Below are 23,131 nucleotides of genomic sequence, written 5' to 3'. Positions count from 1 at the left end.
CGTTCAGCTGTTCTCGTCCGGCTTCGCGCGGCTGATGTCGGCCAGCGCCGATCCGGGATCCCGTGCCCGGGCCAGGTCGCCGAGGCTCACCAACCCGACGGGCAGGCCGTTCTCGACGACCGGGATCCGGCGTACGGCGTGCTCCCGCATCAGCGCGACGGCCGTGGACACCGGAGCGTCCGGGGCGAGGGTCACCGGATCCGGGGTGCACACCGATCCGGCGCTCACCGCGAGCGGATCCGTGCCCTCGGCGACCGCCCGGACCGTGATGTCACGGTCGGTGAGCAGGCCGACCACCCGTTGCCCGTCGGCCACCACCACGTCGCCGATGTTCTGGCTGCGCATCAACTGCGCCACCTCGACGAGCGAGGCGCCCGGGCGTACGGCGACCACGCCCGGAGTCATCACGTCCTTGACCAACTCGGCCATGACCGAGGCCTTCCCTCCGCTCCCCGGCCGCGGGGGCACCGCGGGCGGCCCGGCCCGAAGTGCGGTCCGGACGCGGTGCCCCGACGGGCCGGCTAGGCGTTCTCCGTCTCCCGTGACCGCGTCAGCGCCTCGGCCAGCTCCTGCACGTTGGCGTAGCGGGCCTGGCGCGGCAGTCGTTCCAGCGCCTCGACGAGCGCGTCGGGCGCGTTGTGCCGGTCCAGCGTGCGCATCAGCTCGCGCGGCCCCGCGGGGAACGCCCCACGGCCCAGGATCCTGGCCAGCTCCAGTCGGAGCGACTCCATCGCCGTCGGTCCGCGCCCCGGCGTCACCGGACCGTACGCGACCTCCGGGTCGTCGTCGGCGAACGGCTCCGGGTCGTTCCACTCCTCGGTGCGGGTGGGGTGCCCGGACCTGAGCAGACCCTGCAGTTCGTGCTTCATCTCGTCGTCGCGGTGGACGCTCAGCCGGTCACTGCCTCGCTGCATGTCTCCCTCCAGACCTTCGGGGTCCGCACCGCGTACCCGGCCAGCGGGCACCGACACCGGGTTCGGACGACGGATCGGCACCGCCCCGGTTCGGCCGCCGGGCGGCGGGCGGCAGGCGGTGGGAGACCCTGCTCACCCGCCCCGCGCGCCCCCTGGAGAGGTCCGACCGGGGTGGCGCCCGCCGTGCGCCTCCCCCCTCCCCTCCCCCGCTCGTGCCCGGCGTGCTGCCGGTGCCGGGCCGCCACGAGGACCCGGTGCCGCCGCCCCGCCGGCCGGCGGCCGGTGCTCCCGCCGGCCGCGCGCCGACGGTCCGATCAGGACCGGCTCACCGCCGTCCCGGCTGCGGACGGACCGTGAGGATCTGCTGGGCGGTTCCCACCGGGCCGTCGAGGTCGTGCAGGACGGTGCTGGTGAGGCCCTGGCCGGTGGGGCCGAAGGCGACGGTGGTGTCCAGGCCCGTCCAGTCGCCCCCGGGCCGGCGGTGCAGGTGGACGGTGAGGTCGACGTTGGGGAACATCCACTCGGTGGGTGGCCGGCGCACCGCGATGCCGTTGGCCGTGTCCACGAGGGCCAGGTAGGACGCGAGCGGGCTGCTGGCCTCACCGGCGACCAGCCCGAGACGGGTGGAGATCCACGCGGTCGTCCGGCCGGGCCGGGGCGGCGCGACCGGGCGGACGTCCAGCGAGGCGATGTAGCCGCCGGGCCACTGCTCGGACATCGCCCACGGCGTGAGGGTCCGGGGGTGGGGCAGCCGCTCCCCGGCACCGCCGGCGACGGCGGCCGTGTCGAGGGAGGCGAGCAGCCAGGCGCGGGCCCGGACCACCGGGCGGCCGGCCGTCCGCACGACGGCCTCCAGCAGTTCGATGGTGCGGCCGGGGCGGACGGTCTCCACCAGGATCTCGCACTCGTCGAGCGCGAGCCGCCCCAGGATGTCGTAGCTGATCCGGGAGATGACCAGGCCCTGGTCGGCGCGTCCGGCCAGATGGCGGTCGAGGGCGTGGACGACGAGTCCGCCGAGCGGGCTGAAGTGCTGCTCGTCCTGGTCCCAGGCGCCGCTCGCGTGGGCCGTCGGCTTGAAACGGTGCTCGTCGATGCGCTCGTAGTAGCTGCCGGTGGCCGGGGTGCGGGGGTTCAACGGACGTCTCTCCTCGGGCGCGCGGGTCACGGGATGCCGAACAGGACGGTGTAGACGGCATCTACCGGCCATCATGCCCGAGCCCCTCGGACACCCGGCCCCCTTGAGGGCCGGCTCGCCCACGGGGCCCGGAGCGCTCCGCCTCAGGCGCCGACGTAGGCCGCGAGGTGCTCGCCGGTGAGGGTGGAGCGGGCGGCGACGAGGTCGGCGGGGGTGCCCTCGAAGACGATCCGGCCGCCGTCGTGGCCGGCGCCGGGGCCGAGGTCGATGATCCAGTCGGCGTGTGCCATGACCGCCTGGTGGTGCTCGATGACGATGGCCGTCCCGCCGGCGTCGACGAGCCGGTCGAGCAGGCCGAGGAGCTGCTCGACGTCGGAGAGGTGGAGGCCGGTGGTCGGCTCGTCGAACACGTAGACGGCCCGGTCGCCGCCCTTGTCCCCCAGGTGGGTGGCCAGCTTCAGCCGCTGCCGCTCGCCGCCGGACAGGGTGGTGAGCGGCTGGCCGAGGGTGAGGTAGCCGAGGCCGACGTCGGCGAGCCGGCCGAGGATCCTGTGGGCGGCCGGGGTGCGCGCCTCGCCGGCGCCGAAGAACTCCTCGGCCTCGGTCACCGGCATCGCCAGCACCTCGCTGATGTCCTTGCCGCCGAGGGTGTACTCCAGCACGGACGCCTGGAACCGCTTCCCCTCGCACTCCTCGCAGGTGATGGCGGTGCCGGCCATCATGCCCAGGTCGGTGTAGACGACGCCGGCGCCCTTGCAGGCGGGGCAGGCGCCCTCGGAGTTGGCGCTGAACAGCGCCGGCTTCACGCCGTTGGCCTTCGCGAACGCCTTGCGGACCGGGTCGAGCAGTCCGGTGTACGTCGCCGGGTTGCTCCGGCGCGAGCCGCGGATCGGTGCCTGGTCCACCGACACCACGCCCTCCGAGGCCGGGAGGGACCCGTGGAGGAGCGAGCTCTTGCCGGAGCCGGCGACACCGGTGACGACGCAGAGCACGCCGAGCGGGATGTCGACGTCGACGCCGCGCAGGTTGTTCGCCGTCGCACCGCGGATCTCCAGCGCACCGGTGGGCTTGCGCACCGTCTCCTTGAGCGCGGCCCGGTCGTCGAGGTGGCGGCCGGTGACGGTGCCGCTGGCCCGCAGCCCCTCGACGGTGCCCTCGAAGCAGACGGTGCCGCCCGCCGTGCCGGCCCCCGGGCCGAGGTCGACGACGTGGTCGGCTATGGCGATCGTCTCCGGCTTGTGCTCCACCACGAGCACCGTGTTGCCCTTGTCCCGCAGCCGCAGCAGCAGGCCGTTCATCCGCTGGATGTCGTGCGGGTGCAGGCCGACGGTGGGCTCGTCGAAGACGTAGGTGACGTCGGTGAGCGAGGAGCCGAGGTGGCGGATCATCTTCACGCGCTGCGCCTCGCCACCGGAGAGCGTGCCCGCGGCCCGGTCGAGCGAGAGGTAGCCGAGGCCGATCTCCACGAACGAGTCGAGGGTGTGCTGCAGCGCGGTGAGCAGGGGGGCGACCATGGGGTGCCCCCCGCCCGAGGAGCCCGGGGAAGGCTCGCCGAGGCCGCGCACCCATGCGGCGAGGTCGCGGATCTCCATCGCGCAGGCGTCGGCGATGTTGACCTCGCCGATGCGCGAGGACCGGGCGAGCTCGCTGAGCCGGGTCCCGTCGCAGTCGGGGCAGTCGGTGAAGGTCACCGCCCGGTCCACGAACGCCCGGATGTGCGGCTGCATCGACTCCCGGTCCTTGGCGAGGAACGACTTCTGGATCTTCGGGATCAGCCCCTCGTAGGTGAGGTTGACGCCGTTGACCTTCACCTTGGTCGGCTCGCGGTGGAGGAAGTCGTACCGCTCCTTCTCGGTGTACTCGCGGATCGGCTTGTCCGGGTCGAAGAAGCCCGACTCGGTGATGACCCGCACCACCCAGCCGTCCCCGGTGTAGGTGGGGATGGTGAACGGGTCCTCGGAGAGCGACTTGGAGTCGTCGTAGAGCTGGGTGAGGTCGATGTCGGAGACCTTGCCGCGGCCCTCGCAGCGCGTGCACATGCCGCCGGTGCGGGTGAAGGACACCTTCTCGGTCCTGGTCCTCTCGGCACCGCGGTCGACCGTGAACCCACCGCTGGCGCTCACCGAGGCCACGTTGAAGGAGTACGCGGCGGGCGGACCGATGTGCGGCCTGCCGAGCCGGCTGAAGAGGATGCGCAGCATCGCGTTGGCGTCGGTGGCGGTGCCGACCGTGGAGCGGGGGTCGGAGCCCATCCGCTGCTGGTCGACGGTGATCGCGGTGGTCAGCCCGTCGAGCACGTCGACCTCGGGCCGCGCCGGCGTCGGCATGAAGCCCTGCAGGAAGGCGCTGTAGGTCTCGTTGATCAGCCGCTGCGACTCCGCGGCGATCGTGTCGAACACCAGCGAGCTCTTGCCCGAGCCGGACACCCCGGTGAACACGGTCAGCCGGCGCTTCGGGATCTCGATGCTGACGTCCTTGAGGTTGTTCTCGCGCGCGCCGTGCACGCGGATCAGGTCGTGGCTGTCGGCGGCGTGCGGCGCGGGCGGCTGTGCGTCCGTCCTCGTGGCCTTGCTCATCGTGTCCCCATCTGTGTCTGTCACGGGTGGATCCGTCTTCGTCGGGCGTCCGGCTGCGGTCACGCTAGCCGCCGTCCGTCGGCGCGCGCTTCTCGATTCCTGACCGCTTCCCGACCGGCCCGGTCCGCTCACGCGCCTCCCGGGCCGCCGGCGCCGTGGGAGACTGTCGGGATGGGACGGCAGGACCTCGACGACCTGGTGCGGCTGCGCCGGGCCCGCGACCGGATGGACCGTGACTACGCCGAGCCGCTGGACGTCCCGGCACTGGCGCGCGACGCCCTGATGTCGCCGGGCCACTTCTCCCGCAGCTTCCGCGCCGCCTTCGGCGAGACGCCCTACAGCTACCTGATGACCCGCCGCATCGAGCGGGCCAAGGCGCTGCTGCGGCGCGGCGACCTCACGGTGACCGAGGTCTGCATGGCGGTCGGCTGTACGTCGCTGGGATCGTTCAGCTCGCGCTTCACCGAACTCGTCGGCGAGAGCCCGAGCGCCTACCGGGCCCGGAACCACGACGACGGCGCCGCCCTCCCGGCCTGTGTGGCCAAGATCCACACACGGCCGGTCAGGCGCGGGGAGGCCTCCCCCGCCGGCCCGGACCGATCCGGCCGCGAGAGGACCCGGCCCTCGCCGGCCACGGCCGAGCCGGAACCTCCTACCGCGCCCGTTCCACCCGGCGCTCGTCCCACACCGGTTCCGGGGTCTCCCTGACCCTGCCGTCGCTGCCGAAGACCAGGAAGCGGTCGAAGGAGCGGGCGAACCAGCGGTCGTGCGTCACCGCGAGGACCGTGCCCTCGAACGCCTCCAGGCCCTCCTGCAGCGCCTCCGCGGACTCCAGGTCGAGGTTGTCCGTCGGCTCGTCGAGCAGCAGGGCCGTGACGCCCTGGAGCTCCAGCAGCAGGATCTGGAAACGGGCCTGCTGGCCGCCGGACAGCCGCTCGAAGGTCTGCTCGGCCTGGCCGGTCAGCTCGTAGCGGCGCAGCCGGGACATGGCGGCGCCCCGGTCCTGGGCGTGCTCCTCCCACAGGATGTCCAGGAGCGTGCGGCCCTCCAGTTCGGGGTGCGCGTGCGTCTGCGCGAAGTGTCCGGGGACGACGCGCGCGCCGAGGCGCCACCGGCCCGTGTGGGCCACGTCGTCGCCGGCCAGCAGGCGCAGGAAGTGCGACTTGCCGGAGCCGTTGGAGCCGAGCACGGCGACGCGCTCGCCGTAGAACACCTCCAGGTCGAAGGGTTTCATCAGACCGGTGAGTTCGAGCCGCTCGCAGGTGACCGCGCGCACTCCGGTGCGGCCGCCCTTCAGGCGCATCCTGATGTCCTGCTCGCGCGGCGGCTCCGGCGGGGGACCCGCCTCCTCGAACTTGCGCAGCCGGGTCTGGGCGGCCCGGTAGCGGGAGGCCATGTCGTCGCTGTTCGAGGCGGCCTGCCGCAGGGTCAGGACGAGCTTCTTGAGCTGGGCGTGCTTCTCCTCCCAGCGCCTGCGCAACTCCTCGAAGCGGGCGAAGCGTTCGCGGCGGGCGTCGTGGTACGTGGCGAAGCCGCCGCCGTGCACCCAGGCGTCGGCGCCGGCGGGGCCGGGTTCGAGGGAGACGATGCGCCGGGCGGCGCGGGCGAGGAGTTCGCGGTCGTGGGAGACGAACAGCACGGTCTTGCGGGTCTGGGCGAGCCGCTCCTCCAGCCAGCGCTTGCCGGGCACGTCGAGGTAGTTGTCCGGCTCGTCGAGGAGGAGGACCTCGTCGGTGCCGCGCAGCAGGGCCTCGAGGACCAGGCGTTTCTGCTCGCCGCCGGAGAGGGTGCGCACCTGGCGCCACTGCGCCTTCTCGTACGGGACGCCCAGCGCGGCCGTGGTGCACATGTCCCACAGCGTCTCCGCCTCGTAGCCGCGGGCCTCGGCCCAGTCGGCGAGGGCCTGCGCGTAACGGAGCTGGGCGGCCTCGTCGTCGACCGTCATGAGGGCGTGCTCGGCCTCGTCGACGGCGCGCGCCGCCTCGCGGACGCGGGGCACGGCCACGGAGACGAGGAGGTCGCGCACGGTCGTCTCGTCCCGTACGGAGCCGACGAACTGGCGCATGACGCCGAGGCCGCCGGTGACGGTGACGGACCCGCCGTGCGGCTTCAGCTCGCCGGCGAGGAGGCGGAGCAGGGTGGTCTTGCCCGCGCCGTTCGGGCCGACCAGGGCCATGACGGCCCCCTCCCCCACCCGGAAGGACACGTCGCCCAGGAGCGCCCTCCCGTCGGGGAGGTGGTACTCCAGGTGCGCGGCTTCCAGGTGACCCATGGCAGCCGATTGTGCGGGCCGCCGGCACGGGCGGCAAACGGTTTTCGGTCCGTCCCCCCGGCTCCCCCCTCCTCCGTCCCCGCACGACCGTCGACCAGTATGTGAAACGCGGGTCTCATTATTCGGCCGCATCGCCTACCGTGACGGTCATCACCACAAGGCCCACCAGGAGAGAAGGGGTGGTTCACCATGCCCGAGGCCCGGGAGACCGCCGTCTACACGCACGGGCACCACGAGTCGGTGCTGCGGTCGCACACCTGGCGGACCGCCGCCAACTCGGCGGCGTACCTTCTGGGGGCGCTCGAGCCCCACATGCGGATCCTGGACGTCGGGTGCGGACCCGGCACCATCACCGCCGACCTGGCCGGGCTCGTTCCCGACGGGCACGTCACCGGTCTCGAACGGGAGCCGGGCGTGCTGGAGCGGGCCCGGGCGGTGGCCGACGGACGGGGTCTGGGGAACGTCGACTTCGCGGTGGGCGACGTGCACGCGCTGGACTTCCCGGACGACACGTTCTGCGTGGTCCACGCCCACCAGGTCCTCCAGCACGTCGGCGATCCGGTGCGGGCGCTGCGGGAGATGAAGCGGGTGACGAGACCGGGCGGGATCGTCGCCGTCCGGGACTCGGACTACGCGGCGATGACCTGGTACCCCCTGTCGCCCGGCCTGGACGACTGGCTGGAGCTGTACCGGCGGGTGGCCCGGGCCAACGGGGGCGAGCCGGACGCCGGCCGCCGGCTGAAGTCCTGGGCGCTCGCGGCGGGGTTCACGGACGTCACCGCGTCCTCGGCCACCTGGACGTTCTCCACCCCCGAGGAGCGGGCCTGGTGGAGCGGGCTGTGGGCGGACCGCACCGTGGCGTCGGCCTATGCCGGACGGGCCGTCGAGGGGGGTCACGCCACCCGCGAGGACCTGCGGGCGGTGGCCGGGGCCTGGCGGGAGTGGGGCGCGCAGGACGACGGCTGGTTCAGTGTGCTGCACGGAGAAATCATCTGCCGCAAGGAAGCCTGAATCTCATTTCACGGGCAATCAGAAAGGCAGGAGGTTGACATTATGGTTCCCATTCTGCTCGTTCTGCTCCTGGCCCTGATCCTTTTCGGCGCCGGATTCGCGGTGAAGGTGCTCTGGTGGATCGCCCTGGCCGTTCTGGTTCTGTGGCTGCTGGGATTCTTCGTGCGCGGCACCACGGCGGGCGGTGGTCGGGGCCGCTGGTACCGGTGGTGAGGTGACGGAAATTCCCCGGGGCGGGCCCCGGGGAATTCTCCGGGACTCAGTCCCGGGGAAGCAGCGGTCCGAGCGGCCCGAGGTCCAGGTTGAGGTCCTCGGGCCGCAGTCCGTAGCGCTCACGCAGTTCCGTCATCCGCTCCTCGAGCAGCATCAGCGTGAGCCCGATCCGCTCCTCCTGCTCCTCGCTCAGGTCTCCCTCGTCGAACCGGCGCAGCGCCTGGCGCTCCATGAGCTGGCGCAGCAGTTCGACGACCGTGAGCACCAGCTTGACCAGGTCGCGCTCGACCGTGTCCGGCTCCAGGTCGAGCCGCCGGCGCCGGCCGTCGTGCGGCTCGGGGTGCGGCCCGTCGTGCCGCTCGGGGTGCGGCCCGTCGTGCGGCTCGGGGTGCCGGTCGTCCCGGGGGGCCGTCAACGCGACTCCTCGAAGGGGGAGGGGACCTGCGCGTTCACCGAGCTGATGAGCGCGTTGAGATCGATGCGGACCAGGTCGACGTCCGCGATGCGCAGCGTGATGTCGCCCGTGATGACGACGCCGCCGGCCAGCAGGCGGTCGAGCAGATCCACCAGGGCTATCTCCCGGCGTTCGACGACGGTCACGCCCCCTCCCCCGAGGTCGTCGTCTCCTCACCGGCGAACGAATAGGCCGCCCAGGGGCCGGTGAGTTCGACGCGTATTCCGGGAATCCCGTCCTTGGTCCGGTCCACCCTTTCCACGAATTCCTCGGATTCCGAGCGCGGGACGAGATAGGCGGCATTGAGCACGTTCCGCCCGGAGGCACCGGAGAGCGTGGGATTCTGCGGCGCGTGCAGGCGGGAATCCTCCGCACACGCGGAAAGCGTCTCGTGCAGCTGGGTCGCGAAGGCCTCGGCCTTCTGCCACAGCTCCTCGTGCGATTTCGTCCGGGTGCTCCGCTGCCGCAGGTAGTCCCGGCCGGACGCCGGCTTCCGCTCCGGCTCGGCGCGGGCCTCCGGCACCGGCTCGAGGAAGACCTTGACGCCCCACTCCACCCGCCCCGTCAGCCGGTCCAGGGTCCGCTGGAAGCTCTCCTCGCGCTCCTCCATCATCACCCGCAGGCCGCTGTCGTCCCGGAACACGGTGCCGAGCCGCAGCGGCAGCGGGGTGGTGACGGTGGTCAGCGCGTCGATCACGCCCTGATGGGCGCGGGCGACCGCGGTCAGCCAGTCGAGGTCCTCCAGATGCGCACGGAGCGGTTCCTCGGCGAAGTCCGCCTCCGGCACGTGGCTGACCACGGCCACCAGGCCGTGGTGGGTCAGCAGCCGGGGCGGATTGCCCCCCACGCCCGTCAACTGCGCCTGGAGCGGCGTGTCGAAGGGACGGCAGACGGCGTAGACGTACCGCAGTCCGGTCACGGTTTCTCCTCCTGTGCGCGGCGGGGCTCCAGTTCCTCCAGCCGGGCCAGCCGCTCACGCAGCTCGGCGTTCTCCCTGGCCAGTTCGTCCCGCCGGGCACGTGAGGACAGTGCGGGGTCGGACTCCCACCAGTCGATCCCCATCTCCTTCGCCTTGTCGACGGAGGCCACCACGAGCCGCAGCTTGATGGTGAGCAGTTCGATGTCGAGCAGGTTGATGCGGATGTCGCCCGCGATGACAATGCCCTTGTCGAGCACCCGTTCCAGGATGTCGGCGAGGTTGGCGCCGCTGCCCTGGCCATAGGGTTCGGGCAGCCGGCTGGGCGTTGTCATCGGCGGGTCCCGCTCTCGGAGTACTCGTCCTCGTCCTCGTACTCCGCCTCGGGCTCTTCCTCGGCCTCGGGCTCTTCTTCCTCGTCCTCGTACTCGCCCTCGGGCTCTTCCTCGGCCGCGGGTTCCTCCTCGTCCTCGTACTCCTCCTCGTCCTCCTCGTAGGAGTCCTCGTCCGGCTCCTCGCCGGTGTCCTCCTCGGCCTCCTCGGCCTCCTCGTCGTACTCGGCTTCGGGCTCCGCCTCCTCGTCCTCCTCCGCTTCGGGTTCCGTTTCCTCCTCGGCCTCGGGCTCCGTGCCCTCGCCCTCCTCGGCGATGGCGTCCTCGTGGCTGCGGACGACCTCGCCGTCGCGGATCTCGCCGCGCCAGCTGTCCTCGACCTCGCCCTTGAGGGTGATGAAGCGGGCGAAGTTCTTCAGGTCGAGCCGGGCCCGGCGGCCCTGGGCGCGCCAGATGTTTCCGGTCCTCTCGAAGAAGCCCGTGGGGTAGTACTCGATGATCAGCAGGATCCGGGTGAGGTTGTCGGCGAGGCGGTGGAAGGAGACGACGCCCTTCGTCGTGCCCTTGGCGCCCTCGGAGGACCAGGCGATGCGGTCGTCGGGGACCTGCTCGGTGGTCTTCGCCTTCCAGCTGCGGTTGGACCAGAAGACCTTCACCTGCCAGTCCGAGGTGGTGTCGTCGGACTTGTTGGCGCTCTTCACGCCCTTGGCGAAGGTGCTGAAGTCCTGGTACTGGGTCCACTGGTCGTAGGCCGTGCGCAGCGGGACCCCGACATCGATGCTCTCGATGATGACGGTGGGCTTCTTGCCCGCGGAGCGCTTGCGCTTGCTCTTGCCGCCACCGCCGCCCAAGCCCTTCAGGGCGCCCATCACGTTGTCCTTGGCGCGAGAGGTCCCCAGCTCGACGGCGGTGCGCAGGGGACTCTTGCCCTCGGCGATCTTGCGGCCGCCCTCCAGGGCGAGCTTGGCGAAGCCCGGGCTGTTGCCCTCGGCGATGTCGTTGAGCTTGTTCGTGGTCTCGCCGAGCTTGCGCCCGACGCCGGTCAGCAGGCGGGTGGCCTGGGCCGCGAGGTAGTCCTGCAGCTCGGCCTTGAGCCGGTCGGCGGCCTCGCTGTGGGCCACGTCGGCGAGCGGATTCCCCTTGCCACGCGCACTGTCACGCGCGGCGGAGGTGGCCGATCGGAGTGTCTCGGTCATCCCTCACCGCCTCCCTTCTGCGTGCGGGAGCGGGTGCCCCGGGATACGGCGGTCTTCTTGGCGGCGGCCGTCTTCTTGGCGGCGGCCTTCTTCGCCGGAGGAGCCTTCTTCGCGGGCGCCTTCTTGGCCGGCGCCTTCTTGGCGGCCTCCTTCGGCGGGGCCTTCTCCTCCGCCGGCTCCTCCTCGTCCGGCTCCTCCCGCGGGGCGCGGTCCTCTTCCTCGATGTCCTCGGTGTCCTCGGTGTCCTCGGTGTCCTCGGGGCCCTCGGAGTCCTTGGCGCCCTTCTGCCCGCCCACGCCCGTCAGCCGCCCCCGCACATCGGCGGTACGGCCGTGCAGACGGTCGGCGAGGGAGCCGAGCTGCCGCTCGACCAGGGCGCCGGAGGCCGCCTTGCCGACGCCGCGCAGATCACCGCGCAGCTGGTCTCCGATCTCCTTGAACTGAGGGTTGTCCCGCAGTTGCTGGGACACCAGGTCCGCGACCATCCGCGGGCTGAGGTTCAGCTTCTTGCCGGCCACCAGGCTGCCGACGGCGAGCGCCGCCTTCAGCTTCTTCGTCCGTCCGAGGAGGTATCCGGCCCCGATCGCGAGGCCCAGTCCCGTTCGATTCACTGTTGCGTCCCATCCCCTGTACCCGCGCCCGTGCGCGTTGCGGTCTCCAACCGGTCGAGGAGTGCGTCCTCCTGCCGGTCGAACTCCTCCTCCGTGATCTCTCCTGCCTCCAGCTGCTCCTCCAGCCGGGCCAGTTCGGCACGGATGGTGGCGGGGTCGTAGTAGATGCGCTCCGCCTCCTGGATCGCCTGTCGGATGGCCCAGGCGCTGCCGCGCACCGGGGCGAACGGCAGCAGCAGCACCTCCGAGATCAGGCCCATGACGTCACCCCACTTCGGTGTCCGCCCCACCTGTCGCGGCGCCCGCCGGCTCGGCCGGACCGGGCTCGACGAAGCTGTACGGCGGCAGCGGACCGTTCAGGCGCACCTCCAGATGGGGCATGTCCTTGCGGACCTGCTCCACGGCCGCCAGGAAGTCCTCCGCCGTCTCCCGCTTGACCAGGTAGGACACATTGGCGAGCCAGCCCGTGGACTCGGGGCCCACGCTCACGGCGTCGGCGGCCGGTGCCAGCGCGCGCTCCAGTACGGCGCCGTCCTCGGCCTCCCGATCCTTGACCGCGGCGGCGACCATCTCGCCGAGCCGGATCTTGTCGTCGTAACTGCCGCCACCCGCCTGCCGGTTGGCCTCCGCGAGGGCGCGGATCTCCGGGTTGCCGGCCATCACGTGGTGCAGGACGGCCTCCTCTACGTGGTTGGCCTTGACGTTGTACTCGACCCGGCCGTCCAGCGCCCGCAGCCGCTCCCCGTAGTGCTCGGCCCGCTCGGCGAGGACACCGGTGACGGCGTCGTCGTCCGGGGCGACGCTGCCGAAGCGCATGGGCAGGACGCAGCCGGCCGCACCGATCTCGCTGAGCACGTTCTGGTGGGCGAGCAGTTCCCTGCGCTTGGGACGCAGGCCTTCGGGGGCGTCGCTGACGACGGCCGCCAGCTCACCCTCCCGCAGGATGCGCACCGGGCGCGGCGGGTCGCCGACACCTCCCATGCCCTCGGGGAGCGACGGGTGCGAAGCCGCCGTGATGCCGTAGACGTACGTGCTCACTCCTGCTCCTCCTTACGGCGGGCGGACGTGCTCTTGCGGGCCCGCGGACGGGATTCGGTCTCGCCCTCCTCACGCGCCTGCTTGAACGCGTCGGAGATGGTTTCGGCGGCCCCCGAGAGCGCCCCCTTGGACTTGCCCCGGGCACCGGACTCGGTGACCTCGCCGACGATCTCGGGCAGGCCCGGGCTCTTGCGGGGCCCGGCCTCCAGGTCGAGGCGGTTGCACGCCTCGGCGAAGCGGAGGTAGGTGTCGACGCTGGCGACGACGACGCGGACGTCGATCTTGAGGATCTCGATGCCGACCAGGGAGACGCGCACGAACGCGTCGATGACGAGCCCCCTGTCCAGAACGAGCTCGAGCACGTCATAGAGGCCGCTGCTGCCGCCCCCGCCGCCGGTCTGCTGTGCCGGTACAACTGTCATGCCGGCTGCTCCTCCTTGTCTGTGGGTGTGGGTGTGGGTCCGACCGGGCGGCCTAGTGGCCGCCGGACCTGCGCGCGTCGGACCGTCCGCGCTCGTAGCGACGGACCCGCCGGTAACCGGTGAGCTGGCCGTCGGGATCCAGCTCCACCTGGTAGCTCGCCATCAGGCTCATCGTGTCGGGCACACGCTCGAGTTCGAGCACTTCGACCTCCAGCGCCCAGCCCTCCTCCGTCTGCTCGAAGGACGACACGGACTCGGCTTCCATACCGGTGAGCTCCGCGAGCTGTCCGCGCGCCTGGCGCAGTACCTCCATCGGGCTCGGCCGTTTGGCCTTTCCGGTGCTTTTCCCGGTCGTACGGGACTCGGAAGAGTCCTGGGACTCCTGTGGTTCCTGTGGTTCCTGTGACTCTTCGGTGCTCTTCGTGTTCGACATGACCACCTCCCCCTCCGTGTGGCCGCATGTCTGTTCGCCAAACCTCCACGGACTCACCCGATTGCCGTGCTCCTGCTGCGTTTCCGGTCGGCCGGCGGTACCGCTCCCGGTCGCTCAGCCGCGCAGCGCCCGCAACCGGCGGCGCGCGGGCCCCAGGGCACGGCCCCGGCGGGGCAGCCCGGCCCACGGGTCGGTGCGGGCGTGTTCCACGGCGTCCGCGACGGTCCAGCGGCGGGCGTGCAGATCCGGGTCGTCCAGCCGGTCCCAGGAGAAGGGAGTGGCGACGGGGGCGCCGAGCAGGGCGCGGACGGTGTAGGGGGCGACGGCGGTCTGCGCGTAGGCGTTGCGCTGGATGTCGAGGTACAGCCGGTCGCCGCGGTCCTTCTTGCGGGCGGCGGTGGTGAGCCGGTCGGGGTGCTCGGCGGCGAGCGTGTCGGCGACCTCGCGGGCGAAGGCGCGCACGTCGTCGAAGTCGTGGTCGCCGTTCAGCGGCACGACCACGTGCAGGCCGCGGGAGCCGGTGGTCATCGGCGCCGAGGGCAGCTCCAGCTCGTCGAGCAGCTCCCTCAGCAGCCGCGCCGCCTCCCGCACCGTCGCGAAGTCATCGCCCGCGGGGTCGAGGTCGAACACCAGCCGGTCGGGCCGGTCGACGCCGTCCGCACCGTCGGCCCCGTCGGCACGGGACAGCCAGCGGTGCAGGGTGATGCTCGCCTGGTCGACCAGGTAGAGAAGGGTGGCGGTGTCGTCGCACACCGTGTGCCGGACGGTGCCGCCCTCCTTGGCGACCTCGACGCGGGTGATCCACTCCGGGTAGCCGTCCGGGGTGTTCTTCTGCATGAACCGGGGGCCGCCGATGCCGTCCGGGCGCCGGTCCAGCATCAGCGGGCGGCCCCGCAGGTGCGGCAGCATGAACGGGGCGACGGCCCGGTGATAGTCGACGAGGTCGCCCTTGGTGTACTCCTTGGCGTCCCCGCCACCGGGGAAGAACACCTTGTCCGGCCGGTGTATCCCCACCGTGCGGCGGCCGGCCCGCACCGTCCGCACGCCGTCGTCGGCGGTCACGGCACGATCGCCTCCTCCACCAGCAGCCGGCCGGCCGCAGCGATCGACTCGGCGTCGATGCCGGCGGCGTGCAATTGCTCGGCGGGGGAGGCCGAACCCGGCATGACGCGCACGGCGAGCCGCACCAGGCGCGGTACGGGGCGCCCGTCGGCGAAGGCCTCGAGGACCGCGTCGCCGAGGCCGCCCTCGGGGTGGTGGTCCTCCACGGTCACCAGGCAGCCGGTCTCCTCGGCCGCCGTGCGCAGGGTGTCCCGGTCGACGGGCTTGACCGAGTACAGGTCGATCACCCGGACGGCGATGCCCTCCCCCGCCAGGGCGTCCGCGGCGGCCAGTGCCTCGGGCACGGTGACGCCCGCCGCGACGAGGGTGAGCCGGTCGCGGTCGGAGGAGCGCAGCACCTTGCTGCCGCCGACGGGGAACTCCTCGTCGGGCCCGTAGATCACCGCGCTCCCGCCGCGCGAGGTGCGCAGGTAGCGGATGCCGTCGAGGTCGGCCATCGCGGCGACCAGCCGCGCCGTCTGGTTGGCGTCGCACGGGTACAGCACGGTCGAGCCGTGCACCGCCCGCATCATCGCCAGGTCCTCGAGACCCATCTGGCTGGGCCCGTCCTGGCCGATCGCGACACCCGCGTGCGAGCCGACGAGGTTCAGGCCGGAGCCGCTGATCGACGCCATGCGGACGAAGTCGTGGGCGCGGGTCAGGAAGGCGGCGAAGGTGGAGGCGTACGGCGTCCAGCCGCGCGCCGCCATGCCGACCGCCGCGGCGACCATCTGCTGCTCGGCGATGTAGCACTCGAAGTAGCGCTCCGGGTGCTCCTTGGCGAAGAACTCCGCACGCGTGGAGTCGCCGACCTCTCCGTCGAGGGCGACGACGTCGCCGCGCGCGGTGCCGAGGGCGGCCAGTGCCTCGCCGAAGGCGTTCCGGGTGGCCACCTCCTCGCCCTTGTCCCAGCGGGGCAGCTCGAGGCCGGCGGTGCTCCCGGCGGACGGCGCCCCCGCTCCGGAGGTACCGGAGCCGGACGGTGCCTGCACCCGGATCCGCAGGTCCCGCGGACCGCCGAGTTCGGCGATCGCGTCCTCGGCCTCCGGCAGCGGCTTGCCGTGCAGGCCCTCGCGGTCCTGGACGGCCTCGACGCCCTTGCCCTTGAGGGTGCGGGCGAGGATCACGGTGGGCTGGCCCCCGGTGGAGACGGCCTCCCCGTAGGCGCGGTCGACGGCGTCCACGTCGTGGCCGTCCACCTCGACGGTGTGCCAGCCGAAGGCCTGGAAGCGGCGGGCGTAGGCGTCGAGGTCGTGGCCGTGCCGGGTGGGGCCGCGCTGGCCGAGCCGGTTGACGTCCACGATCGCCGTGAGGTTGTCCAGGTGCTCGTACGCGGCCTGCTCGGCCGCCTCCCAGATCGAGCCCTCGGCCAGCTCGCTGTCGCCGCACAGCACCCACACCCGGTGGTCGGCGCTCTCCAGCCGCTTCCCGGCCAGCGCGATGCCGACGCCGACCGGGAGGCCCTGGCCGAGCGAGCCGGTGGCCGTCTCGACCCAGGGCAGCTGCCGGGGCGTGGGGTGCCCTTCGAGGCGGCTGCCGTGCTTGCGGAAGGTGAGCAGCTCCTCGTCGTCGATGGCGCCGACCGCCTTGTACAGCGCGTACATCAGGGGCGAGGCGTGGCCCTTGGAGAGGATGAAGCGGTCGTTGCCCGGGTGGTCGGGGCGGTCGAAGTCGTAGCGGAAGTGGCGGGCGAACAGGACGGCCGCCAGGTCCGCCGCCGACATCGAGGACGTGGGGTGCCCGGAGCCCGCGGCGGCCGCGGCACGGACACTGTCCACGCGCAACTGCTGTCCGAGCTCGACGAGTTCGCCGGTGTTCATGAGTCTCCTTCGACGGGGTCTGCGGGGTCTGCGGGAAGGTCGGCGCGCTTGACGGGGCCCGGGGCGGCGCCGGAGCCCGGGGGCGGCTGGTCGGCGGGCGGCGCGGGCGCGGGCCGACTCTCCGCGGACTCACCGCCCGGTCGGCTCTTCGCGGGCTCGGTCCCGGGCCGGTTCTCCGCCGGTCCGGCCGGCACCCGCGCCAGTTCGGGGGACGCCGTGTCCAAAGGCACCGACCACGACCGTACGAGCCCCAACTGCACGGCCTGGCGCGGCAGTACGGCGTCCAGGAGCCAGTCGGCGGCGACGCGCACCCGGTTGCCCGGCATCGCCGCGAGGTGGTAGCCGCGGGTGACCGCCCCCGCGACCGGCCCGGACAGGGGCACGCCGAGCGGGTTGGCGGCGGCCTTGACGCCGCCCAGGTCCACCACGAACCCCAGGTCCTTGTGGCGGTAGGCGCGCCACTCGCCGTCACCGAACGACGCGGCGACGTTGTGCGCGCAGACCTTGCCCTGCCGCCAGGCGTGCTGCGCGGTCATCGGGGTGTACTTCCCGGGCCGGTCCGGATCGGGCACCGCGGCCGCGTCGCCGCAGGCGAACACCTCCGGCCGGCCCGGCACCCGCAGGTGCGGGTCGACGAGCAGCCGGCCGCGTTCCATGGGCAGCCCGAGCGACTCGGCGAGCGGGTCGGGCCGCACGCCGACGCACCACACCACCGTGCGGGTGTCGACGAACTCGCCGTCGGTCAGCAGCACTCCCTCGTGCGTGGCCTCCTTCACGGAGGTGCCCATGCGGACGTCCACGCCCCGCTCGCGCAGCACCTTGTCGGCGGTGCGCGAGAGCCGCTCGTCCAGCTCGGGCAGGACCCGGTCGGCGATGTCCAGCAGCAGCCAGCGCGGCCGCATACCGGTGCGCATGGGATGCCGGCCCACCTGCGCGTCGGTGAACAGCTGCCCGTGCGCGGCGACTTCGGTGCCGGTGTAGCCGGCGCCGACCACCACGAAGGTGCACCGGGCGGCACAGCTCCTGGGGTCGTCGGTGGCGGTCGCGAGCTCCACCTGCCGGGTCACGTGGTCGCGCAGGTACAGCGCCTCGGGCAGGCCCCGGAAGCCGTGCGCGTGCTCGGCGACACCGGGGATGGGCAGCAGTTTGTTGACACTGCCGGCCGCGAGCACCAGCCGGTCGTAGGCGAGGGTGCCGCCGTCGCCCTCGGGGCCGGTGTAGTGCACGGTCCGCCCGTCGAGGTCGATGCGGTCGGCCTCCCCCAGCACCAGCCGCACCTGCGGCAGGGTGTCGGGCAGGGAGACCGTGGCCCGGCGCGGCTCCAGGATGCCGGCGGCCACCTGGGGCAGCAGGGGGAGGTACAGGAAGTAGTCGGTCGGATTCAGCAGGACGATCTCGGCGCGGCCCCGGGCCAGCCGGGACAGGGTCCGGGCCGTGCGGTACCCGGCGAAGCCGGCACCGACGATCACGATGCGGGGTCGACTCACGGTTCGCCTCCGGCGCTGTCGCATACCTCGGGAGCCTTCCGCGTCCCCCCGGCCGGGACCGCCAAACGTCCGCCGGTTGCCGCCCGGGCCCCCGGGTACCCGGCCCCGGACCCGGATCGCCCACGTCACGGAGGCACCCCCCATGCCCGAGTACGGCTATTTCCTCTCGTGCGAGCAGTACGGCCCCGACGAGCTGATCGAGCAGGCACGGATGGCCGAGCAGGCCGGATTCCGGAGTCTGTGGATCTCGGACCACTACCATCCGTGGAGCGACGCGCAGGGGCAGAGCCCCTTCGTGTGGTCGGTGATCGGCGCGCTGTCCGAGGCGGTGTCCCTGCCGGTGGAGACGGCGGTGACCTGCCCGACCGTGCGCGTGCACCCGGCGGTGGTCGCCCAGGCGGCGGCCACGAGCGCGGTGATGTCGCAGGGCCGGTTCCGGCTCGGTGTGGGCACGGGCGAGGCGCTGAACGAGCACATCCTCGGGGACGCCTGGCCGCCCGCGCACATACGGCTGGAGATGCTGGAGGAGGCCATCCAGGTGATGCGCCGGCTGTTCACCGGCGAGGAGGTCAACCACCACGGCACGTACTACACGGTGGAGAACGCCCGGCTGTACACGGTGCCGGACGAGCCCGTCCCGATCGACATCTCCGGCTTCGGCCCGGCGGCGACCAAGCTCGCGGCCCGGGTCGGCGACGGCTACATCACGATGATGCCGGACGCCTCGATGGTGGAGCAGTACCGCAAGGGCGGAGGCGGCGGGAAGCCGGTCGGCGGCGGCACCAAGGTCTGCTACGGCACCGACCGGGAGGAGTGCGTGCGCACCGTGCACCGCCTCTGGGCGAACGAGCTGCTGCCGGGCGAGCTGGGCCAGGTGCTGCCCTCACCGGCCCATTTCGAGCAGGCGCAGTCCCTGGTCACCGAGGACATGGTGAGCGCGAACCGGGTGTGCGGCGACAACGCGGACGAGCACGTCGCCGAGCTCCAGCGGTTCGCCGACGCCGGCTTCGACCGGATCTACGTCACCCAGATCGGCCCCGACCTGCGCGGCTTCTTCGACTTCTACCGCACGAAGGTGCTGCCGCAGCTCCAGCAGGCCGAGTGACCCGAGGGGACCGAGCGGACTGAGGGGGCCGGGCGGGCCGGGCGGGCCGAGGGGAAAGGCGCCCCGGCCGCCGCGCCCGGCGAAGGACCGGGCCGCCGCCGGCCCGGTCCCGCGAGGGTCCTACCGTGCCTCGGGCCCGTTGCCCTCGTTCGGCCGCCGCGGCGGTACGGCTCCCGTGGCGGGCGGGACGGACGGCATCGGCGGAACGGGCACCGCCCTGCCACCGGACACCGCGGTACCGCCGGGGGCCGCGCCGCCACCGGATGCCGCGGTACCACCGGAGGGCATGTGCCGCTGCCCGGGAACGGCGGCCCGGTCCGGGGCGGGCCGGGCGGCGTTCCGCAGGGCGAGGGCGAGGGCGCCCAGGACGACGGCCGTGATCAGCGCGGCGGCCCAGTCCGGCAGGACCAGGGCGAGCGCGAGCCCCGCGGCCAGCGCGACGGCCGCGCCCGCGTACAGGGCCACGGCGCCGGACGCGGCGTACAGGGCGGCCTTGCGCCGCTGCTTGCGCGTCTGTTCGCGCAGTTCGTCGCGTACGGTCTCGCGCGCCACCTGAGCCAGCTCGTCGACCAGGTGCTTGTCCAGATGCTCCAAGTGCTCCAAGCGCTGCATGGCCGCCGGGTACCCGGCGGCCCGGGGCGCGTAACGTCCCCGGGGGCGGGGTGTGGAGATCGTCCGGGAGCGGTCCCCGGGCCTGGCCCTGCCCAACTAGGCTCGTTCCCATGGAGATTCTGGGTGCCACACTGCGCGTCTGCGTCGACGACATCGAGACCGCCATCCCCTTCTACGAGCGGTTGGCGGGCGGCCGGGCCCTCCGGTTCGAGCGGGGCGGTGTCCAGGTCGCCGCGGTGGGCTGCTTCCTGCTGATGAGCGGCCCGGCGGCCGAGTTGGAGGTGCTGCGCAAGGTCGCGGCGACGATCGCGGTGAAGGACGTGGAGGAGGCCCACCGGGTGCTGGCCGAGCTGGGCGCCGACATCATCGCGGGCCCGGTGCCCACCCCGGCGGGCCGCAACCTGATCGTGCGTCATCCGGACGGGGCGGTCTACGAGTACGTGGACCGCCACCCCTCCTAGCCGCTCCGGTCACGGCGTGGGCCCGTCACGGCCCCGTCACGGTGTGGGCCGCATGCGGAAGTCGTGGTGCTCCGGCAGCGGTTCGTCGGTGAGCGCGCCCCACAACCGCCCGATGACCTCGTCCCCCTCCCTCAGGTCGGCGACCTCGAAGCCCGCGTCGAACACGGCGCGGGCCTCCTCGCGCCGTCCCTCGGCCAGCAGCAGCCCCGCCTCGATCAGCCGGAACCGCCCGCGCTCCCGGGTGGCGGGATCCAGCCGCTGCCACACCGACCGCGCGTCCCCCGTGCGCCCCACGGCGAGCAGCGCCTCGACCGCCTCCCGCCCGAGCGCGGCGGTGACGGCGGTCCACGAGCCGTCGTCGTCCCCGGCCTCGCGGCGCACCCGCCCCAGGTCGTCGAAGGCCTGCGCGTAGCGCTCCGCGGCCCGCTCGGGGTGGCGGGCCTCCTGGTCGGCGACCGCGAGGCAGCGCAGCACCGGCCACCGCACCGGGGCGTGCCGCAGCCCCCGCTCCCAGCTGCGCACCGCCTGCGCGCGGTCGCCGGCGTGCCACTGGGCGACGCCGAGGTGGTACTCGGTGAGCGGGGTGGCGGGCGCCGTCTCCAACTGGTCCCGCCAGTGCCGGGCGACCAGCGTCCCGCCCGGCGGCCGGCTGTCCGGCGGCTCGGGCAGGGACCCGGCGCGCAGCAGGTGCAGCCAGGGCTGCTGTTCCTCGCCCAGGGTGCTCTCGTCGAAGGGCGTGCCGGGCAGCTTCCAGCCGGCCCGCAGCACCTCCAGCGCGCCCCAGCCGGAACCGGTGGCGAGCCTCTCGCCGGGTTCGGTGTCGGCGTACGGCTGCCAGGCGGTGCGGGCGGCGTCGACGTCGGCGCGGGGCAGGACCGCCTCGAGCCGGTCCTCCGCCGCGCGCAGGACGCCGGTCCACTCGCCGTCCGGCCGCGCGTCGAAGGGGCCGTACGCCTCCATCCAGGACACCTCGCCGCCGGCTTCGAGCCGGACGTGTTCCAGCTGGGTGCGGGCGAGTCCGGCCTGGATCTCGCAGTAGCCGCCGGTGCCGGGCTCGGTGAGCCACTCCTGCCAGCGCCGTCCGCCGGGTCCCCTCCCCCACACGAACAGCTTCCGGCCGCCGAGTTCGTCGGTCGAGGTCTGCACGAGGCCGCGGCCGTCGGCGTCCAGGGCGGCGATCCAGCGCCTGCGCCGCTCGGGCACCTCGTAGAAGTAGTCGGCGGCGTAGGTGCTGTTGCGCGGGTAGGTGCGGTCGGTGCCGTCGTGCACCGGGACGGGGACCCGGCGCAGCCGGCGCTCGTAGCCGAACTGCCAGGCCTCCTCCGCGGGGGCGAGGACGCGGCAGTCCTCGGGGACGGCGATGTTGGACCACCAGTAGGTCGGCACCGGTTTCTCGTGCGGGTTGCGGATGCGGACGCCGACGTACAGGAAGTCCGAGCCCTCCGGGAGCCACAGGTCGACCTGGAAGGGCAGGTCGCGCAGGCGCTCCCATTCCCACAGGCGCAGCATCCGCCCGCCGTCGGGGGCGGGGACGCGGGCGGCGTGCACGGGTGAGCAGGACAGGGCGGTGTGGCCGGTGGCGCCGATGTTCCACTCGATGCCGCCGGAGAACCAGGCACCGTTGAGGGCGAAGTTGGCGGGCTGGAACACCGGGTTGCGGTAGAGGAGTTCGCGGCCGGTGGGCCGGTGGACGAGGGAGCCGATCCGGCCCCCGAGGCCGGGCAGCACGGTGACGCGCAGCCGGTCGTTCTCGATCACGAGGGTGTCGATCGGGCGCGGCTCGCGCCGGCGGTCGTAGCCGTCGCGGACGCGGACGGGCAGCAGGCTGTGCAGGGGTGCGTAGTCGATCTGCCGGGCCATGTCGCGCGGCAGGTCCTCCTTGTCGCGGTCCTCGACGCGGTGCGTCTCGTCGAGGGGCCGCAGCGGGGGCAGCGGGTTGTCGGGGCCCAGGTGCGCGGCGGGCAGCGTCAGTACCTCACGTCGGATCGTCGTCACGATCTCCATGGAAGCCGCCGCGGGCCCGCCTGCACAGGGGCGTCACGGGTCAGGATCGCGCAAAGGCGGACACCAGGGTGTCGGCGAGGAGCGCGCCGGCCGTCGCGTCCGGGTCGAGGTCGGGGTCGTAGATGGTGACGGTGAGGCCGACGCACTGCGGTGCGGCGAGCAACGGGCGCAGCAGGGCGGTGAGTTCGTCGGGTTCGAGGCCGCCCGGGTCGGGGCTGTCGACGGCGGGCATGACGGAGGGGTCGAGGACGTCGGCGTCCAGGTGCACCCAGAACCCGTCGAGTCCGGGCGCGGCGTAGGACTGGGCGGTGGCGCGGGCGAGGGCGTCGGCGCCCCATTCCCGCAGGTCGCCGACGGTGACGACGGGGATCTTCAGGGCGGCGAGTTCGGCGCGTTCGTCCTCGAAGTAGTCGCGGATGCCGAAGAACCGCACGTCCTCGTCCCGCAGATAGGGCCGCAGCCCCTCCAGGTCGGTGAGGTCCTCCTGTCCGCGTCCGGTGGCCAGGGCGACCTCCTCGCCGCCGGCGGCGCCGACGCGGTCGGAGTTGCCGGGGTGCCGGAAGTCCGGGGAGGCGTCCACGGCGACCAGCCCGTACCGGCCGAGGCGGCGCAGCGCGAGGGAGGCGCCGAGCTGGACGGAGCAGTCACCGCCGAGGACGACGAGCAGGTCGCCGGCGCGGACGTGGTGTTCGACCCGGTCGGCGAGCTTGCGGGTGTAGGCGGCGAGGGCGGCCGCGTTGAAGACGCCGTCGCCCTCCTGCCAGTCGCCCCGGTCGTAGCGCGGCGGCACCACCACCCCGCCCTCCACGGCCTTCAGCCGCTGCACGATCCGCTGCTCACGCAGTGCGCCGGCGAGCTTGTGGCAGCCGGGCACGGTACCGGGGGCGGGTGGACGCAGACCCAGGTTGGAGGGGGCGTCCACCACGACGATGTTCCTCATGTGATCATCCTCGCCGACGGCGCTCACGCCTTCAACGACTTCAACGACCTCGCGCGGTCCGGCGGACGACAGGCCCGG

26 protein-coding genes are annotated in these 23,131 nt (G+C 73.1%); 5 read left to right on the top strand and 21 right to left on the bottom strand.

Annotation, left to right across the window (positions count from 1 at the left end):
- Positions 1-3: 3 nt before the first annotated feature.
- From CP969_RS31185 to CP969_RS31170, 4 genes are all read right to left on the bottom strand, one after another.
- Positions 4-429 (bottom strand): CBS domain-containing protein, encoded by a 426-nt coding sequence (locus CP969_RS31185; protein WP_004981009.1) that lies wholly within the window; start codon positions 427-429, stop codon positions 4-6.
- A gap of 92 nt (positions 430-521) precedes the next feature.
- Positions 522-914, bottom strand: coding sequence for a DUF2795 domain-containing protein (locus CP969_RS31180; protein WP_004981011.1), 393 nt, complete (start codon positions 912-914; stop codon positions 522-524).
- Between the two features lie 325 nt (positions 915-1,239).
- The gene (locus CP969_RS31175) at positions 1,240-2,049 is read right to left on the bottom strand and encodes a thioesterase family protein (protein WP_004981013.1); all 810 of its coding nucleotides are present in this window, start codon (positions 2,047-2,049) and stop codon (positions 1,240-1,242) included.
- A gap of 143 nt (positions 2,050-2,192) precedes the next feature.
- Positions 2,193-4,625, bottom strand: coding sequence for an ATP-binding cassette domain-containing protein (locus CP969_RS31170; protein ID WP_004981015.1), 2,433 nt, complete (start codon positions 4,623-4,625; stop codon positions 2,193-2,195).
- Between the two features lie 171 nt (positions 4,626-4,796).
- Between CP969_RS31170 and CP969_RS31165 the strand changes: the two genes are divergently transcribed.
- On the top strand, positions 4,797-5,333 hold the full coding sequence (locus CP969_RS31165; protein ID WP_016823846.1) for a helix-turn-helix transcriptional regulator: 537 nt from the start codon (positions 4,797-4,799) through the stop codon (positions 5,331-5,333).
- Here CP969_RS31165 and CP969_RS31160 read toward each other — a convergent pair.
- Positions 5,278-6,897, bottom strand: a complete 1,620-nt coding sequence (locus CP969_RS31160) for an ABC-F family ATP-binding cassette domain-containing protein (protein ID WP_016823847.1) — start codon at positions 6,895-6,897, stop codon at positions 5,278-5,280. The genes CP969_RS31165 and CP969_RS31160 overlap by 56 nt on opposite strands.
- A 189-nt stretch (positions 6,898-7,086) precedes the next feature.
- On the opposite strand from CP969_RS31160, the gene CP969_RS31155 reads away from it, so the two are divergent.
- Entirely contained in the window at positions 7,087-7,908 is an 822-nt protein-coding gene (locus tag CP969_RS31155; protein ID WP_004981022.1) for a class I SAM-dependent methyltransferase, read from the top strand.
- 42 nt (positions 7,909-7,950) lie between these two features.
- Positions 7,951-8,121, top strand: coding sequence for a hypothetical protein (locus tag CP969_RS31150; protein ID WP_004981024.1), 171 nt, complete (start codon positions 7,951-7,953; stop codon positions 8,119-8,121).
- Between the two features lie 46 nt (positions 8,122-8,167).
- Here CP969_RS31150 and CP969_RS31145 read toward each other — a convergent pair whose 3' ends face one another.
- The 13 genes from CP969_RS31145 to CP969_RS31085 all read right to left on the bottom strand — a co-directional run bounded on the left by CP969_RS31145 (position 8,168) and on the right by CP969_RS31085 (position 17,955).
- Entirely contained in the window at positions 8,168-8,425 is a 258-nt protein-coding gene (locus tag CP969_RS31145; protein WP_026084730.1) for a gas vesicle protein K, read from the bottom strand.
- 107 nt (positions 8,426-8,532) lie between these two features.
- Positions 8,533-8,721 (bottom strand): gas vesicle protein, encoded by a 189-nt coding sequence (locus tag CP969_RS31140; protein ID WP_004981027.1) that lies wholly within the window; start codon positions 8,719-8,721, stop codon positions 8,533-8,535.
- Positions 8,718-9,494: a GvpL/GvpF family gas vesicle protein gene (locus tag CP969_RS31135; RefSeq protein ID WP_016823849.1), complete on the bottom strand. Its 777-nt coding sequence runs from the start codon at positions 9,492-9,494 to the stop codon at positions 8,718-8,720. Before CP969_RS31135 ends, CP969_RS31140 begins: the two co-directional genes overlap by 4 nt.
- The gene (locus tag CP969_RS31130; protein WP_004981031.1) at positions 9,491-9,826 is read right to left on the bottom strand and encodes a gas vesicle protein; all 336 of its coding nucleotides are present in this window, start codon (positions 9,824-9,826) and stop codon (positions 9,491-9,493) included. The genes CP969_RS31135 and CP969_RS31130 overlap by 4 nt, the downstream gene beginning before the upstream one ends.
- A complete protein-coding gene (locus CP969_RS31125) occupies positions 9,823-11,019 on the bottom strand; it encodes an SRPBCC family protein (protein WP_016823850.1) in 1,197 nt (398 codons plus the stop codon). Before CP969_RS31125 ends, CP969_RS31130 begins: the two co-directional genes overlap by 4 nt.
- The gene (locus tag CP969_RS31120; protein ID WP_016823851.1) at positions 11,016-11,630 is read right to left on the bottom strand and encodes a hypothetical protein; all 615 of its coding nucleotides are present in this window, start codon (positions 11,628-11,630) and stop codon (positions 11,016-11,018) included. The genes CP969_RS31125 and CP969_RS31120 overlap by 4 nt, the downstream gene beginning before the upstream one ends.
- Positions 11,627-11,890, bottom strand: coding sequence for a gas vesicle protein GvpG (locus CP969_RS31115; RefSeq protein ID WP_016823852.1), 264 nt, complete (start codon positions 11,888-11,890; stop codon positions 11,627-11,629). Before CP969_RS31115 ends, CP969_RS31120 begins: the two co-directional genes overlap by 4 nt.
- A gap of 4 nt (positions 11,891-11,894) precedes the next feature.
- Entirely contained in the window at positions 11,895-12,668 is a 774-nt protein-coding gene (locus CP969_RS31110; RefSeq protein ID WP_004981044.1) for a GvpL/GvpF family gas vesicle protein, read from the bottom strand.
- Positions 12,665-13,090, bottom strand: a complete 426-nt coding sequence (locus CP969_RS31105) for a gas vesicle structural protein GvpA (protein WP_004981046.1) — start codon at positions 13,088-13,090, stop codon at positions 12,665-12,667. The genes CP969_RS31110 and CP969_RS31105 overlap by 4 nt, the downstream gene beginning before the upstream one ends.
- Positions 13,091-13,142: 52 nt before the next feature.
- Complete coding sequence (locus CP969_RS31100; RefSeq protein WP_078495337.1) at positions 13,143-13,523, bottom strand: gas vesicle protein GvpO; 381 nt, start codon at positions 13,521-13,523, stop codon at positions 13,143-13,145.
- Between the two features lie 114 nt (positions 13,524-13,637).
- Positions 13,638-14,585: a non-homologous end-joining DNA ligase gene (gene ligD, locus CP969_RS31095; RefSeq protein WP_016823854.1), complete on the bottom strand. Its 948-nt coding sequence runs from the start codon at positions 14,583-14,585 to the stop codon at positions 13,638-13,640.
- Complete coding sequence (locus CP969_RS31090; protein WP_016823855.1) at positions 14,582-16,444, bottom strand: transketolase; 1,863 nt, start codon at positions 16,442-16,444, stop codon at positions 14,582-14,584. Before CP969_RS31090 ends, ligD begins: the two co-directional genes overlap by 4 nt.
- Positions 16,441-17,955 (bottom strand): NAD(P)/FAD-dependent oxidoreductase, encoded by a 1,515-nt coding sequence (locus CP969_RS31085; protein ID WP_026084731.1) that lies wholly within the window; start codon positions 17,953-17,955, stop codon positions 16,441-16,443. The genes CP969_RS31090 and CP969_RS31085 overlap by 4 nt, the downstream gene beginning before the upstream one ends.
- A 118-nt stretch (positions 17,956-18,073) precedes the next feature.
- Here CP969_RS31085 and CP969_RS31080 point away from each other — a divergent pair, with 118 nt between their 5' ends.
- The gene (locus CP969_RS31080; protein ID WP_016823857.1) at positions 18,074-19,036 is read left to right on the top strand and encodes an LLM class F420-dependent oxidoreductase; all 963 of its coding nucleotides are present in this window, start codon (positions 18,074-18,076) and stop codon (positions 19,034-19,036) included.
- Positions 19,037-19,156: 120 nt separating this feature from the next.
- Here CP969_RS31080 and CP969_RS31075 read toward each other — a convergent pair whose 3' ends face one another.
- Positions 19,157-19,648, bottom strand: a complete 492-nt coding sequence (locus tag CP969_RS31075; RefSeq protein WP_150474989.1) for a phage holin family protein — start codon at positions 19,646-19,648, stop codon at positions 19,157-19,159.
- Positions 19,649-19,758: 110 nt separating this feature from the next.
- On the opposite strand from CP969_RS31075, the gene CP969_RS31070 reads away from it, so the two are divergent.
- Entirely contained in the window at positions 19,759-20,109 is a 351-nt protein-coding gene (locus CP969_RS31070) for a VOC family protein (protein ID WP_004981064.1), read from the top strand.
- A gap of 36 nt (positions 20,110-20,145) precedes the next feature.
- Here the strand turns inward: CP969_RS31070 and CP969_RS31065 are convergent, their stop codons facing one another.
- Both CP969_RS31065 and CP969_RS31060 read right to left on the bottom strand, forming a co-directional pair.
- Positions 20,146-22,113 carry a DUF5107 domain-containing protein gene (locus CP969_RS31065; RefSeq protein ID WP_016823858.1) on the bottom strand — a complete coding sequence of 656 codons (1,968 nt, stop codon included), beginning with the start codon at positions 22,111-22,113 and terminating at the stop codon, positions 20,146-20,148.
- Between the two features lie 40 nt (positions 22,114-22,153).
- Positions 22,154-23,053: an arginase family protein gene (locus CP969_RS31060; RefSeq protein WP_016823859.1), complete on the bottom strand. Its 900-nt coding sequence runs from the start codon at positions 23,051-23,053 to the stop codon at positions 22,154-22,156.
- Positions 23,054-23,131 lie beyond the last annotated feature (78 nt).

The organism is Streptomyces viridosporus T7A, assembly GCF_008704515.1.
Taxonomy (GTDB): Bacteria; Actinomycetota; Actinomycetes; order Streptomycetales; family Streptomycetaceae; genus Streptomyces; species Streptomyces viridosporus.
The sequence above is the reverse complement of the archived record's forward strand: the minus strand, read 5'-3'. Positions and strand labels throughout refer to the sequence as shown.

What these genes read in the sequence shown, in the direction of transcription:
- CP969_RS31090 (WP_016823855.1), bottom strand. Translation starts at nt 16,444, where the DNA reads ATGAACACCGGCGAACTCGTCGAGCTCGGACAGCAGTTGCGCGTGGAC.
- CP969_RS31100 (WP_078495337.1), bottom strand. Translation starts at nt 13,523, where the DNA reads ATGTCGAACACGAAGAGCACCGAAGAGTCACAGGAACCACAGGAACCA.
- CP969_RS31185 (WP_004981009.1), bottom strand. Translation starts at nt 429, where the DNA reads ATGGCCGAGTTGGTCAAGGACGTGATGACTCCGGGCGTGGTCGCCGTA.
- CP969_RS31065 (WP_016823858.1), bottom strand. Translation starts at nt 22,113, where the DNA reads ATGGAGATCGTGACGACGATCCGACGTGAGGTACTGACGCTGCCCGCC.
- CP969_RS31070 (WP_004981064.1), top strand. Translation starts at nt 19,759, where the DNA reads ATGGAGATTCTGGGTGCCACACTGCGCGTCTGCGTCGACGACATCGAG.
- CP969_RS31115 (WP_016823852.1), bottom strand. Translation starts at nt 11,890, where the DNA reads ATGGGCCTGATCTCGGAGGTGCTGCTGCTGCCGTTCGCCCCGGTGCGC.
- CP969_RS31160 (WP_016823847.1), bottom strand. Translation starts at nt 6,897, where the DNA reads ATGGGTCACCTGGAAGCCGCGCACCTGGAGTACCACCTCCCCGACGGG.
- CP969_RS31155 (WP_004981022.1), top strand. Translation starts at nt 7,087, where the DNA reads ATGCCCGAGGCCCGGGAGACCGCCGTCTACACGCACGGGCACCACGAG.
- CP969_RS31165 (WP_016823846.1), top strand. Translation starts at nt 4,797, where the DNA reads ATGGGACGGCAGGACCTCGACGACCTGGTGCGGCTGCGCCGGGCCCGC.
- CP969_RS31150 (WP_004981024.1), top strand. Translation starts at nt 7,951, where the DNA reads ATGGTTCCCATTCTGCTCGTTCTGCTCCTGGCCCTGATCCTTTTCGGC.
- CP969_RS31060 (WP_016823859.1), bottom strand. Translation starts at nt 23,053, where the DNA reads ATGAGGAACATCGTCGTGGTGGACGCCCCCTCCAACCTGGGTCTGCGT.
- CP969_RS31170 (WP_004981015.1), bottom strand. Translation starts at nt 4,625, where the DNA reads ATGAGCAAGGCCACGAGGACGGACGCACAGCCGCCCGCGCCGCACGCC.
- CP969_RS31085 (WP_026084731.1), bottom strand. Translation starts at nt 17,955, where the DNA reads ATGCGACAGCGCCGGAGGCGAACCGTGAGTCGACCCCGCATCGTGATC.
- CP969_RS31130 (WP_004981031.1), bottom strand. Translation starts at nt 9,826, where the DNA reads ATGACAACGCCCAGCCGGCTGCCCGAACCCTATGGCCAGGGCAGCGGC.
- CP969_RS31080 (WP_016823857.1), top strand. Translation starts at nt 18,074, where the DNA reads ATGCCCGAGTACGGCTATTTCCTCTCGTGCGAGCAGTACGGCCCCGAC.
- CP969_RS31125 (WP_016823850.1), bottom strand. Translation starts at nt 11,019, where the DNA reads ATGACCGAGACACTCCGATCGGCCACCTCCGCCGCGCGTGACAGTGCG.
- CP969_RS31180 (WP_004981011.1), bottom strand. Translation starts at nt 914, where the DNA reads ATGCAGCGAGGCAGTGACCGGCTGAGCGTCCACCGCGACGACGAGATG.
- CP969_RS31105 (WP_004981046.1), bottom strand. Translation starts at nt 13,090, where the DNA reads ATGACAGTTGTACCGGCACAGCAGACCGGCGGCGGGGGCGGCAGCAGC.
- CP969_RS31075 (WP_150474989.1), bottom strand. Translation starts at nt 19,648, where the DNA reads ATGCAGCGCTTGGAGCACTTGGAGCATCTGGACAAGCACCTGGTCGAC.